This window comes from Arenimonas sp. (genome assembly GCF_047602345.1).
Lineage (GTDB): Bacteria > Pseudomonadota > Gammaproteobacteria > Xanthomonadales > Xanthomonadaceae > Arenimonas.
The window spans coordinates 1,217,876-1,231,127 of record NZ_JASGHN010000006.1; the positions used below are offsets into that span (position 1 = coordinate 1,217,876).

The following is a 13,252-nucleotide window of genomic DNA, read 5'->3' on the forward strand; positions in this document are numbered from 1 at the left end:
GTCGCTGGATGGCCACGACCGACCCGCATCACTTCCCCTGCTCGCACTTGTCTATGACCTGATGCTGGTGCAAAGGCCGATCATGTCCGTCGTCGGCCTCGCCTTCGACATAGGCCACGCATTCCGGGTCTATATCCCAGGCGCGCTTGCGCTCGAAGCGTTCCGATTCGACTTCGTAACGCGGGTCGTTCAACTGAAAGGCGTTGGAGTGATGCTGCCCGGGAAAGGTGTTGAACCACAGGCGATAGCGCATTCCTTCCGGCACATTCAACAAATGGTGAGTGCTCATCTCGAATAGCAATTCGTGGCTTTCGCCCGGAGGAATGATCAGCTTGGTCGATGGCGACCAACCGTGCTCGATCATCAAGGGGCTCTGCCATTCGCTACCTCCGAGCATGCGCCACTCGAGGTGCGACTCCGCATTCAAGCCTCCCACTCGGTAGTCGTCCCCATCCTTCCAGGCAGGAATGGATAGTGGTTTGTCCGACCCGTTTCCTACCAGGAATCGCGCGTACAGCGATTCTTGCTCGGGTGCGTATTCGAGCCGATAGCCGAGGAACTCGGTGCTAACCGGATCCAGCGCCTTCGACGCATCTGCAAGCAGGCGATCGAGTTCCACTTGCAGAACAGGGTCGGCAGGTGGGTAAGCCACGTATTGCGGATAGGACTTGAGGCGATGTGGGTTGGCGCCGGCGGCCAGCAGCACCTTCGCCACTTCGATCGCCTGCTCCCCGCGCGTGGCGAGCGACTGTCGGACCGCCTGCAGTGGCAGCATCGGCGAGGGATAGAAGATCTTTTCTCCCTCCGGCTGCGGATACTTCCGGCGCCATTGCCGCGAAACGCCTGCATCCGCGTCATAACCCGACTCAAGCAGCAAACGGACATTGTCGGCACGACCCGCCAGAATCTGTTCGATCAATGCGCTTTCACCCTCGTGTTCGAAACGCGTATCCCCCAGATGGTTCTGCGCCATCAGCTCCAGCGCGTGGCGGTTGATCACCGGCTGTCGTGCGAACTTGTCATACAGCCCGTGTTCCTGGCGGCCATAGTCCTTCGCTCGGCCGTCGAATATCTCCGATATCAACACATCGATTTGTTTATTCGATTCCCTCGGAAGCTTAGCCGCCTTGCATATCAGAATGGTTTCTCGCAAACGCGCGACCCGCTTCAACTGTTCATTGTCGGCAAGAAGACCGGCATCGCATCGGCCCCGCTCCAGGAGGCCGAAATCCATCATCTCGTCCTTCAACTCAGACCACCAGCGCGCTCCCGCCGGAAACGCCTTGATAGTGGCGTCGAGAGACGCTTCCATTTCGCCCTGATCGCGTGCCGCACGGGCGGCCTTGAAACGTGTCATCAGTTCGCCGAACTGCTTGCGGGCGGGGTCTTGCTCCAAGATCGACCCGGACGCAGCCTGGTTCCCCGATGGGGCCCTGTGCTTCGTCGCGTAGTCGCGAGGCGCACTCCCGAAAGCGCGTATGAGATTGAAATCATGCTCAATCGCACCGTCCGGGAGCCGCTGGAAGTCGCCGGCCAACGCTCCTTCCGGCCCTTCGTATCGCTGCGTTACAGTGGAGTATCGGTAGGTCGCTACCGCCGAGAAGCGATCGCCCTGGGTTCGACCTAGTTCGAACTCAGCTTGACCGTCGCGATCGTTGTCGACAGTTCGCCATGCCCACCTCGCCGGTTTCGCATCCTTACCCTGTGACACTGGTGTTGCCAGCATCAGACTGAGAATAGGACGTTGCGCGATCGTCGCAGGGATCACGTGCAAGACTTCGACATCAACGTTCGAGGTGGGACCACTGCTGACGTCGATGATCTGCACCAACGCCTGGCTGCCGGCGCTGCCGTAACGCAGAATGCCTTCCGGCGCTTCGAGCGAATTGCTGCGCGCGAAAACGGGCACGATCCTCCCGTAGGCATCGAAAAGCAGAAAATGACCGCCCCTCGAACCATCCGCGAGCTTGTCGTCGGAGTACTCGCTTTCGAGGAAAACCACCCACGCACCGTTGGCCTGCGCTGTCGCATCCACCACTCGGCGAATCCGGCATCCCAGGTTGGGCACCTTCTCGCGATACGCCGGAACCGGCGATAGATCGGCATACTCGCCGCGCATGATCAGGCGGCAAACAGCCTCGTTGCGAAGTCGTTCGTCCTTCAATGCTGCCGCCCAATAGCTACCATCCTTCACGAAACCTGAGTCGGCATGGGTCGCAAAAGCCACGAGCAACAAGAATGCAACGCCGATTTGTCGCTTCACGCGAATGATCCCCGAGGCCGGACTTAAACGCAGCCTAGCGCGATACGCGGCCATCGGCATGCGATAACTGCGCGAACCTGCCGGATTGGCGGGTGTTCTGCCCAACTTGTGGGCCATGTCTCACTCCCTGTCGACTGAAATAATCCCGACTCGCTTCCATCCTCACCCCCCATTCTTCCCATGCGCGCCTTACTGCTGCTTCTTGCCTTTCTTCCTTCCCTCGCATTCGCCGACATGCCGCCACCGGTGAAAGGTCGCTTGACGCTGACGCATGTTTCGAAAGACGCATGGCGCGCCGACTATCGGCTGGAAGAGAGGGTCGATGCGATCGAGTTCGGTCCGGCCGTGGTCAATTTCCGCGGCGAAGCCTGGGCGATGGCGACACCCGGCGTCGAACTCGCGACCGACGCGGACAAGAAAGAATCCGTTCGCAGTACCGGCAAGCCCTTCGATGCCTTGCGCGTGAACGTGAAGCTCTACGAACCCTGGGCGCACGACTCCTACGTGCCGATGGACCGACACAGCGACGGCGGCACGGCGATCTATCTCGGCCACTTCATGGGCGGCGTGCGCCAGAACGGCGTGCTGCGCAACATGCTGCTGCAGATCGAACTGAAGGGCCTGCCGGGCGAAACGGTCTTCCTGCCGGAAGAAGCGAATCGTGACATCGGCGTCTATGCCTATGTCGGCCCGCAAGAGATCTCTGCCATCGGCGGTGTCCGCGCCATCATCGATCCGGCGACGCCGACCTGGGTGCGCGAGGCGATGGCCGACACCGCAGCGAAGCTCGCGAACGTGTACGAGGCGAAACTCGGTCGCCCGGCCCCGCGTACGCTGGCGCTGATCGTCGGCGCCGCCGGCCTCGCCAAACCCGGCTATTCCATCAAGGGCGGCGCCCTGCCCGGCCAGGTCGTCTACAAGCTCGAAGGCAATCAACTGACGAATGATTCGCCGCTGGCGCGCGAACGCCTGCAGCAGATGGTCGCGCATGAACTCTCGCACGTCTGGCAAGGCCTCGTGGCGAGAGGCGGCATCGGCGATACGCAGCCCTGGGTGCACGAAGGCGGCGCCGAAGCCCTGTCGTCGCAGGCCTTGCTGCAATCGGGCCTGTGGACGCCGGAGCAACTGGCGCGCTACAGCACCGGCATGCAGAAGGAGTGTCAGGACACCGAAGCCAAACGCGCCGCCGACCCCGCGATGCCGACGGCCTGGCGCGAGCACTACACCTGCGGCTACGTGCGCTACCAGAAACTCGGCGTCGACATCTTCGCGCTATGGAAAGGTCTGATGGCGCGCAGCGAAGCCAGTGGCGAACCTTACTCCGAAGCGATGGTGCAGGCTGTCGCGAAGGAATCGACCCCTGCGCGATAAGCGCTGGTATTCGGCTACGGTACGGGCGGCACATCGACGCCTAAGCTTGCATAGCGCTCGGCGACACTCGCCTCTCGCTTCTTTCCCTCGGCGATATCGGCCTTGGCTTCGTCGTGACGGCCCAGTGCCTGCTTGGCCATACCGCGCATGTAGTACGAGGAGCCGACCTTGGGGTCGCCGGCGATGGATTTGTCGTAATCGGCGATGGCGGCTTCGAACTCGCCGAGGCGGTAATGCAGGAAGCCGCGCGTGTTGTAGGTATTGGAGTCCTGCGGATCGCGCTGCAGCGCCAACTCGCAAGCCTTCCCGGCCTGATCAAGATCACGATTCAAGACGGCCAACAGCCAGCAGCGATTGGCCACGGCGGGCATGAAATCGGCCTGGACCTTCAGTGCCTTGTCGTTGAAAGCAAGCGCGCCTTCCCGATCGTCGACTTTCGAGCGGGCAACACCCATGTTGAACCACGGCACCGGATCGGTCGGGTCGAGCCGGGCCGATGCCTCCAGATCCTTGATGGCCGCCGATATGTCGCCAAGTTCGGCACGAAGGGCGCCGCGATCGCGATAAGCCACGGCATCATTTGGATCAAGCTCGATCATCTTCGAGTGGTCGGCCAGGGCCTGTACCTTGCGGCCCAATGCATACGAGACCTTGGCGCGTTCGCGGTAGGCGCTCCGCAACAGTTCCTTGTCGTCCTTCGCGCCCTGGATCACCGAGGAGCAGGCGGCGGCGATCTCCTCCGGGTCCACGCCGCCTTCCAGGCACGTGCTGGCGTGCCATTGCAAGGTGGCCTTGTCGGCGATGCCGCAGCCGGCAAGCAGGAGAACGGCGGGCAGGACGGCGATGCGAATCGGCATGGAAGGCTCCGGGCAGGTTCGCGGCAGTCTATCCCGGGCCCAACTTTCGGGCCATGCGGTGGCGAGAACGCAAGCGAACAATCGGGCGAAGCCCTGCGCCATCGCTCAACGGGGAAACGCCATGAAGCCGCTCTTCGCCCTTTCGTTGTTTTTTCTCGCCACGTCGGCCGCTGCGCAACAGGTGCCCGACAAGGATTTCCGTCCCGCGGTCGGTGCGCCGACGTTCACCGAAGGACAAGGCCCCGTCGTCTGCCTGGACGAAGCGCACCACAACTTCCACACGCTGGACGGCCGATTCTTCGCCTTCGGTGCCTTGTTGCAACGGGATGGTTATGTCGTGCAGCCCAGCCGGGGCGCGTTCGATGCGAAGACGTTGTCGCCGTGCACGGTATTGGTGATCTCGAACGCTTTGCCGAATACCGAAGACTGGGCCGGTTATCCCTCGCCGACGCCCTTCGCGTTCACTGCCTCTGAAGTCGAGGCCGTAAAACAATGGGTCGATGGCGGTGGACGGCTGCTGCTGATCGCCGATCACCAGCCGCTGGCCGGCGCGGCGGCGAATCTCGCCGCGGCGTTCGATGTGCGGTTCACCGATGGCTTCGCCTTCGAAGGCTTCACCGACGAAGCCAAACGCGAAGTAATCGAGCGGCCGACGATTTTCCGGCGCAGCGACGGCGGCCTGGCCGATCATGCGATTACGCGCGGACGCAACGAAGCCGAGAGCATCGCCAGCCTGCGCAGCTTCACTGGCCAGGCCTTCCGCGCGCCGGCGAATGCGCAGGCGCTAATGGTGATGCCGAAAGGCTCGGTATCCCTGCAACCGAAAACCGCCTGGGCCTTCCAGGCCGACACCCCGTATCTCGACGTCGGCGGCTGGCTGCAGGGCGCGGTGATGCCGGTCGGCCAGGGGCGCGCCGCGTTCTTCGGCGAAGCGGCGATGTTCAGCGCGCAGCTCGCGGGGCCGCAGAAACAACCGATGGGCATGAACGCGCCCGAAGCGGAGCGCAACGGCCAGTTCGTGCTGAACCTGATGCATTGGTTGATCGAAGAACCCGTCACCGCCGCGAAGCCCTAGCGACGACGCATCCGATTCAAACCGAGTCGCAGCGCTCGACCACCAGGATGCGCGCCGCGCCACGCGGATGCGCCACATGCCGGTCTCCGGCTTTCATCAGCGCCATCTGCCCCGGCTGCAGCGCCGCCACCTGGCATTCGCCCCGGTCATCGACGTAGTGCATGTCGACGATTCCGTCGAGCACGACGAAGAGCTCGTCGCCCGTGTTCTGGTGCCAGCGATAGGGCTGATCGGTCCAATGCAGGCGAGCGGCGTGCTCGCCCATCGCCATCAAGGCGCGGCTGCCCCAGGCACGTTCGGCGGTGAAATCGCGGGCTTCGATGATTTCCATGGTCAATCCTGCAACAGGGTTTCGGACAGGAAGCGCGTTCGTGCGAGCGTCCATTCGTGGAGCTCTGGCAAGGGCGTCTGGCCCGAGGCCGGCACGAAATGGCCGCGGTCGGGCAGCACGCGAACCTGCGCGCCGAGTTCGCTCTGCAACCGACGCGATAGCGACATCGGATCGGGACGCAACCAGGGATCGTTCGCGCCTAGGATCGCATCGATGCGCCGCACGCGACGTCGCGCTTCGCGCAGATCCGGCGGCGGATCGAGAAAACGATCGACCTCGGCGACGCCGGTGGGCGACAGCGGCGGCGCGATCAACAACAGGCTATCGATCTGATATCCGGCGGCGGCGCGCGTGAGCCAGTGCAGCAGCGCGATCGCGCCCAGACTGTGACCTATCAGCAGCAACGATTCCTCCGGTGTACCGATCGCCCCTGACAGCGCGGCCTGCCATGCCTGCCGATCGGGATGCAGCGAATCGGGCAAGGCCGGCACGTGCGCGGCGATGCCGTGTTCGGCCAGCGCACTCACCGCCGACGGATACCAACCGTCTCCCGGTGCGCCGGTCCAGCAGTGCGCGATGATCGCTCGCGCCTTCATCGACGTTCTTCCCGCCCAGCGGCCGGCGACTGGAAGCGCGCGCGATAGTCTGTCGGGCTGACACCGAGTGTCGCCTGGAAGCGCCGGATGAAAGCCGCGGAACTTCCGTAGCCGCAACGTCGCGCGATCTCCGCCACTTGCGCATCGCCATCGCTGAGCAGGCGCTGCGCGCGCTCCATCACCGTGCCGTGGATGAACTCGCGCGGACTCATGCCGAGCTCGTCCTGGAACAGGCGGCGCAGATGCCGCTCCGACACCGCCGCGCGTTCGGCCAGCATCTGCACGGTCCAGGCCTTGCCCGGACGATCGAGCACGGCCTGGCGCACGCGTTCGATCGTCGCGTGTTCGGCCGACTGCGCCTGCAACGGCACGCTGAACTGGCTCTGCCCGCCCGGACGCTTGAGATAGAGCACGAGGGCGCGCGCGGTTTCCAGCGCCAAGGCCTGTCCGTGGTCGGCTTCGACCAGGGCCAGCGCCAGATCCATGCCGGCGGTCACGCCGGCCGAGGTCCAGATGTCGCCATCGCGCAGATGAATCGCATCCGGTTCCACCTGCAGTGCGGGGAACTTGCGCGCCAGCTCGTTCGCGTAGCGCCAATGCGTCGTCGCACGGCGACCGTCCAGCAAGCCGGCGGCCGCCAACAGGAAGGCGCCCGTGCAGATCGACACCACGCGTTCGGCGCGCGCGGCCAGGCGACGGATCGTCGCCAGCAGCGCGGCATCGGCCATCGCCTCGTCCAGGCCCAGGCCACCAGGCACGACCAGGGTATGGATGGCCGAAGGCGCACGGGCGAAATCGCTGTCGGCATGCAGGGCGATGCCGCTGCTGCTGCGCACCGGGCCTTTGCGCTTCGCGCACAGGCTCATGCGGTAGTCGGCCCGCGCATCGCGATCGCGAGCGGCATCGAAGACCGCCGCCGGCCCGGTCACGTCGAGCAGGTCGGCGCCGTCGAAAAGCACGAAAACGATTTTCCGGGTGTTTCGCATAGCCGCCATCCTGCCCGAGCCACACATGTCCGATCGGACCTATTATTGATCTTTTCGGCCAAGCCCGCTCCAGACCGGGGCGCGCTTCACCCTCGCTTCACAAACAGCCCATCCCGGGATCATGCTGTGCACGGACACTGCCCACACCTCGGATTCCGGCAAGGCGGCGATCATGGACAACAGCAGCAAGCTCTACGGGTACTGGCGGATCCTGATGTGGGGCGGCGCCGCAGCCCTACTCTCGCTGCCGGCACTGGCGATGCGTTTCTTCCCGGACTCCGGCGTCAACTGGAGCGGCGGCGATTTCGCCGTCATGGGTGCGATGCTGCTGATCGCCTGCGCCGCGGTCGAAATCGGTTCGCGGATGTCGAGCAACCTGCCCTATCGCGCCGGCGTCATCGTCGCGGTCGGCACCGCCTTCCTGACCGTCTGGGTGAATCTCGCTGTCGGCATGATCCAGGGCGAAGGCAATCCGATGAACCTGGTTTTCCTCGGCGTGATCGGCATCGCCCTGTTCGGCGCATTCGGCGTGCGTTTCGCCGCCCGCGGCATGGCCATCGTCATGGCGACGGCCGCCATCGCACAGGTCGCCATCGCGATCTTCGTCGCCATCGCCGGCCTCGACAAACTCTACACCGCCGTACTCATCGGCCTGTTCGCCTTGCCCTGGCTGCTGTCCGCGGGCCTGTTCCAGATCGCGGCGAAGCAGAAGGGAATGGCGACCGCCTGACGCGCAATCAACCGGCCGTCGGCAGCGGTGCCCCGGGACGGAGCATGTCGCTGTCGCCCATCATGATCGACCAGGTCTTGCCGAAGCGCTTGAACACGTTTTCTTCGATGTAGGGAACGCCGTGCTTGCGGCAGATCGCTTTCAGCCGCGGCGCGGCCTGGCGGTACTTCAGCAAGGGCAGGTCGGGCCAGACATGGTGTTCGATCTGGTAGTTCAGATAACCCTGCAGGAAATCCTGCAGGTCGCTGCCGCCGGGGTAGTTCACCGAGCCCGCGCATTGCTGCAGGTAGAACTCGGCGCGGCTCTTGCAGCGATTGTCGAAACGATAGAGATCGTCGCCGGTGTGGTTCGGCGCAATCGTCACGAAGGTGATCACGTTGGCGACGACCTCGGCCAGCAGCGAATTGATCAGTACCGCCAGCCAGGCGTTCGTGCCCAGCGGCAGGAACAGCGCGGGGATCAGGCCGAAACGCACCAGCCCGTAAGGCAACACGCAGCGCGCCCAGTATTCCACCGCCCAGGCGTTGACAGGAAACCACAGGCGCTCGCCGGGAATGATCCAACGTTTCACCTCGCCCATCGTCGGCAGCGGATTGTTCTTCGCCTCTTCGCGCGACTGCGCGCGGATCCTGCGCTGCTGTTTCAGCGCGAAGAAGGTGTTCGGTGCGTAGTAGCTGAACTTCCACGTCGTCATCAGCAATCCGCCGACCAGCCATTTGCAAACACGCGGCATCGCGCGGTGACGGATGAACCAGGAATTGCGCTCGACCAGATCGGGGTCTTCCTGCTGCCCAGTGTGGTAGTGATGCAGCTGGTTGTGTTCGTGCGCCCAGGCATCGGGATGCAACCAGTCCAGCCAGTCCAGGTAACGCCGCCAGCCCCTCGCGTAACGCTTGCTGGTATGCCGCGCCGGCACGCCCGGCACCTGGTCGTAACCGCGATGCATGATCGGATGCGTCACCGTCGCCCAGCGGCCCATGTTGCCGATGCCGATCAGCAGGGCCGATATCGGGTTCGGCAGGACCCAGGCGACCGAATAGCCCAGCAGCGTGCAAAGGCGCGACCACCAGATCATCTTCAGCAGGTGCGCGTAGTCGGCCGGACCGAGATCGGCTTTCAGTTCGGCATGCAAGGCTTCGACATCGGCAGCGAAGGCTTTGGGATCGATGGCCGCGAACGGCGGCCGATCGAACGTGGAGCCGGACGTCTCCGGCGCGTGCGTGAAAGTGGAAATCGCGAAGCCCCTTCTTCGGATGCGCGAATTGTACCCCGCCCTCCCGTCCCGTACTCGCGCCACCACCCTGATCAGCCGCGCGCCTGCGCCTCGCCATTGCGCCAGTCGCGCGGCGACACGCCGCAGCCGGCCTTGAACGCGCGCGACAGCGCCGCCGTGCTGCCGTAGCCCACATCCATCGCGATGTGCTTCAGCGCCAGGCCGCGGCGCAGCATGCCCTGGGCGAGGCAGAGGCGGAACGCGGCGAGATAATCTCCAGGCGTTTCGCCGACCACCTGCTTGAACGCGGCGGCGAAACTGCTGCGCGACATGCCGGCGATCGCCGCGAGTTCCGGCAACGACCAGGCGCGCGACGGATCCTCGTGCATCGCCACCAACGCCTTGTGCAACTGCGGATGCGCCATGCCGGCCAGCAGGCCGTCGTGCATCGCACCGGCTTGCATCAGGCGGCGCAGCACATGGATCAGCACCACTTCGAACAGGCGGTCGATCACCGACTGCCGCCCGCATTGCGCGCCGAAGGCTTCGCGGAACAACAGGTCGAGCACCATCGCCGCCTCGTCGAGTTCGGCCAGCGGCATCGCGACGAACTCCGGCAAGGCCTGAACCAGCGGGTTCACCGCACCGCCGTTGAATTCGACCAGCGCGCAAACCATGTCGGCACCGCGTTCGACGTCGGAGACGAAACGATGCGCGAGCGGGCGCGGATAGAACAGCAAGGTGGGCTCGTCGTAGGTCGTGCCGTCGCGACCGTGTTCGACGCGTAGCGGCCCTCGCTTGAGCAGGTGCAGCTGCCCCAGGCCGGGCGGCGTCGGGATGGGCGTGACGCCGCAGAGCGCGCCGGAATGGAACATCCGGGCCGAGACCGAGAAGCGGTGCAGCAGGGCGTTGAGGCGATCCATGACTGGACTATAGGTTAACTATTACGGACTTTATATCACCTTTAGTCCATTCGCCAAGCCTAGAGTGGCTTCCGTGCAATCCGCACATCCCTCAGGAGACCCCTCATGGCCTACATCCAGCCCCTCACCCGCCAGCAAGTCGATGCCGCCACCGGCGCCACGCTCGACGCTGTCCAGGCCAAGCTCGGCGTGTTGCCGAACATGTTCCGCACCTTCGCCCATTCGCCCGTCGCGCTGAACGCCTACATGCAGTTGTCGGGCCTCACCGCGAGCGGCCGACTCAATGCCCGGCAGCGCGAACAGATCGCACTCGCCGTAGGCGAAGCGAACGATTGCGGCTATTGCGTCGCCGCGCATTCGGTCATCGGCAAGGGCGCAGGCCTGACGCCGGCGCAGATCGAACTGGCGCGCGAGGCGCAGGCTGAACAGCCGCGCGATGCCGCCCTGCTGCGCCTGGCCTCGGCCATCGTGCGCGATCGCGGCCACGTGCCGACCGCTGAACTCGACGCTTTCAAGACCGCGGGCTTCGATGACGGCGACATCCTCGAGGTGCTGGTGAGCGTGATGCTCAACGTGTTCACCAACTACACCAACCACCTCGCCCGCACCGATCTCGATTTCCCGGCGGCGGTGAAACGCGCCGCGTAATCGCCGGCGCGCCACGCCACGGAGGCCCCGCCACGGGGCCTCCGCAGGCGATAGAAGTTCTGTCCTACACTGGCCGTGTTTCCCGAGGGATCGACGGCATGAACCGCACTGCCCGCTTCCGTGCCTGTCCGCTGTGCGAGGCCATCTGCGGCCTGGAACTGCAGTACGAGGACGGCGATCGCCTGGTCGCGATCCGCGGCGACGAGGCCGATCCCTTCAGCCAAGGTCACGTCTGCCCGAAGGGCAATGCCATCCTCGATCTCGAAGCCGATCCCGACCGCTTGCGCCAGCCCATGCGCCGCATCGGCGAGCAATGGCAGGCCATCGGCTGGGACGAGGCCTTCGCCCTCGCCGGCGAACGCCTCGCGACGATCCAGCGCGAACACGGGGCCAGTGCCGTCGCGGCCTATCTGGGCAATCCGAACGTGCACCACTTCGGGCACATCGCCTATCTGCCGGCGCTGCTGAAAAGCCTGCGCACGGCGAATACCTTCAGCGCGTCCTCGGTGGACCAGTGGCCGCACCAGCTCGTCTGCGCGCAGATGTACGGCCATCAGTTCCTCGTGCCGATCCCGGACGTGGACCGCACCGACTATTTCCTGATGCTCGGCGCCAACCCCATCGCCTCGAACGGCAGCCTGATGACGGCGCCGGGCATCGGCAAGCGCCTGAAAGCCTTGTGCGCACGCGGCAAGCTCGTCGTGCTCGATCCGCGCCGCACCGAAACCGCCGCCATCGCCAGCGAGCACCACTGCATCCGTCCGGGTAGCGATGCCTGGTTCCTGGTCGCGCTGTTGCAGGCGTTGCGCGCCATCGGTGCGGAGAAGACGGCCGCCTACGCCGACAAGCTCGAAGGTTTCGAAGACGCGATGCGCGCGATCTGCGCGCTGCCGCTGGGCGATTTCGAATCGCGCACCGGGCTGTCGCTCGACACCGTGCGCCGCATCGCCGTGGAATTCGCCGCGGCGCCGCGCGCGGTCGTGTACGGACGCATGGGCCTGAGCACGCAGGCCTTCGGTTCGCTCTGCCAGTGGCTGATGCAGCTGATCAACCTCGCCACCGGCAACCTCGATCGCGAAGGCGGCGCGCTGCCAAACGAACCCGTCATTCCCGTGACCGGCCCCGGTACCAGCCCCGGCTTGCGCGATCGTTGGCGCAGCCGCGTGCGCGGACTGCCCGAGTTCGCCGGCGAATTACCGGTGGCCGCGCTGGCCGAAGAAATCCTGACCCCGGGCGAAGGCCAGGTGCGTGGCCTGCTCACCTGCGCCGGCAACCCGGTATTGTCGACGCCGGACGGACGCACGCTCGAGCGCGCCTTCGCCTCGCTCGATTTCTATGTCGCCATCGACATCTACATCAACGAGAGCACGCGACATGCCGACCTGATCCTGCCGCCGGCCTCGCCGCTGACGCAGCACCACTACGACCTGATCTTCAACAACTTCGCCGTGCGCCGCGTCGCCCGCCTCAGCGCACCGCTGCAGCAGCGCGCCGACGACGAACGCGGCGACTGGGAAATCGTCAACGGCCTCGGCGCCGCTTATGCCGCGGCCGCCGGCAAGGTCTGGCAGGATCTGCCCGCACCACGCGAACTCATCGCCGCCGGCCTGAAGCGCGGCGGTTCGGGACTGGACATCCAGACGCTGGAGAACGCGCCGCATGGCCTCGACCTCGGCCCGCTGCGCCCCTCCCTGCTGCAACGACTGCAAACCGCCAGCGGCAAGATCGAATGCGCACCGCCGCTGCTGATGGACGAACTCGCGCGCCTCGCCGCTGCGCCGGCACAAGGCGCCGCGCTGTCGCTGCAGCTGATCGGGCGTCGTGACGTGCGCAGCAACAATTCCTGGATGCACAATGCCGCGCGCCTGGTCAAAGGCAAGCCGCGGCACCAACTGCTGATGCACCCGGACGATGCCGCGCGGCGCGGACTCGCGGACGGCGCCCGCGTGCGCCTGCGTTCCGACACCGGCGAAGTGCAGACCGAGTTGCGCGTGGATCCGGACCTGATGCCCGGCGTCGTCAGCCTGCCGCACGGCTTCGGCCATCAACGCGAAGGCGTGCGCCTGGCGCGGGCCGGCAGCGTCAGCGGCGAAAGCTATAATGACCTGAGCGATCCGAAAGCGCTCGACGCGCCCTCCGGCAATGCCGCGCTCAACGGCCTGCGGGTCTGGGTGGAAGCCATCCAGGCCTCGTAGTCCGACAGCGCGTGCGCGGTGGCGCGCGGCGGAACGTCGCGCGCCACGATCCGCAGGCGAAGCG

Annotated in this window: 12 protein-coding genes; 5 read left to right on the forward strand and 7 right to left on the reverse strand. The window is 65.2% G+C overall.

Annotated features, from left to right (window positions below):
• Positions 1–28: 28 nt before the first annotated feature.
• Positions 29–2,380, reverse strand: coding sequence for a hypothetical protein (locus QM707_RS10220; RefSeq protein ID WP_415001743.1), 2,352 nt, complete (start codon positions 2,378–2,380; stop codon positions 29–31).
• A 63-nt stretch (positions 2,381–2,443) separates the two neighbouring features.
• Between QM707_RS10220 and QM707_RS10225 the strand changes: the two genes are divergently transcribed.
• A complete protein-coding gene (locus QM707_RS10225) occupies positions 2,444–3,634 on the forward strand; it encodes a hypothetical protein (RefSeq protein ID WP_415001744.1) in 1,191 nt (396 codons plus the stop codon).
• Positions 3,635–3,648: 14 nt separating this feature from the next.
• On the opposite strand, the gene QM707_RS10230 is transcribed toward QM707_RS10225, so the two are convergent.
• Entirely contained in the window at positions 3,649–4,491 is an 843-nt protein-coding gene (locus tag QM707_RS10230; RefSeq protein WP_415001745.1) for a tetratricopeptide repeat protein, read from the reverse strand.
• Positions 4,492–4,612: 121 nt separating this feature from the next.
• Here QM707_RS10230 and QM707_RS10235 point away from each other — a divergent pair, with 121 nt between their 5' ends.
• Positions 4,613–5,566, forward strand: a complete 954-nt coding sequence (locus tag QM707_RS10235; RefSeq protein WP_415001746.1) for a hypothetical protein — start codon at positions 4,613–4,615, stop codon at positions 5,564–5,566.
• Between the two features lie 16 nt (positions 5,567–5,582).
• On the opposite strand, the gene QM707_RS10240 is transcribed toward QM707_RS10235, so the two are convergent.
• Genes QM707_RS10240 through QM707_RS10250 form a run of 3 tightly spaced genes read right to left on the reverse strand, consistent with a single transcriptional unit; the run spans position 5,583 to position 7,479 of the window.
• Positions 5,583–5,897, reverse strand: coding sequence for a cupin (locus tag QM707_RS10240; protein ID WP_415001747.1), 315 nt, complete (start codon positions 5,895–5,897; stop codon positions 5,583–5,585).
• Positions 5,898–5,899: 2 nt separating this feature from the next.
• Positions 5,900–6,493: an RBBP9/YdeN family alpha/beta hydrolase gene (locus QM707_RS10245; protein WP_415001748.1), complete on the reverse strand. Its 594-nt coding sequence runs from the start codon at positions 6,491–6,493 to the stop codon at positions 5,900–5,902.
• Entirely contained in the window at positions 6,490–7,479 is a 990-nt protein-coding gene (locus QM707_RS10250) for a GlxA family transcriptional regulator (RefSeq protein ID WP_415001749.1), read from the reverse strand. Before QM707_RS10250 ends, QM707_RS10245 begins: the two co-directional genes overlap by 4 nt.
• 172 nt (positions 7,480–7,651) lie before the next feature.
• On the opposite strand from QM707_RS10250, the gene QM707_RS10255 reads away from it, so the two are divergent.
• Entirely contained in the window at positions 7,652–8,209 is a 558-nt protein-coding gene (locus tag QM707_RS10255) for a hypothetical protein (RefSeq protein ID WP_415001750.1), read from the forward strand.
• Positions 8,210–8,216: 7 nt separating this feature from the next.
• Here the strand turns inward: QM707_RS10255 and QM707_RS10260 are convergent, their stop codons facing one another.
• Both QM707_RS10260 and QM707_RS10265 read right to left on the reverse strand, forming a co-directional pair.
• Entirely contained in the window at positions 8,217–9,341 is a 1,125-nt protein-coding gene (locus QM707_RS10260) for a fatty acid desaturase family protein (protein WP_415001751.1), read from the reverse strand.
• A gap of 173 nt (positions 9,342–9,514) precedes the next feature.
• Positions 9,515–10,345 carry a cupin domain-containing protein gene (locus QM707_RS10265; RefSeq protein ID WP_415001752.1) on the reverse strand — a complete coding sequence of 277 codons (831 nt, stop codon included), beginning with the start codon at positions 10,343–10,345 and terminating at the stop codon, positions 9,515–9,517.
• Positions 10,346–10,450: 105 nt separating this feature from the next.
• Between QM707_RS10265 and QM707_RS10270 the strand changes: the two genes are divergently transcribed.
• Positions 10,451–10,993 (forward strand): carboxymuconolactone decarboxylase family protein, encoded by a 543-nt coding sequence (locus tag QM707_RS10270; RefSeq protein ID WP_415001753.1) that lies wholly within the window; start codon positions 10,451–10,453, stop codon positions 10,991–10,993.
• Between the two features lie 98 nt (positions 10,994–11,091).
• The gene (locus QM707_RS10275) at positions 11,092–13,188 is read left to right on the forward strand and encodes a molybdopterin-dependent oxidoreductase (protein ID WP_415001754.1); all 2,097 of its coding nucleotides are present in this window, start codon (positions 11,092–11,094) and stop codon (positions 13,186–13,188) included.
• Positions 13,189–13,252: the final 64 nt, after the last annotated feature.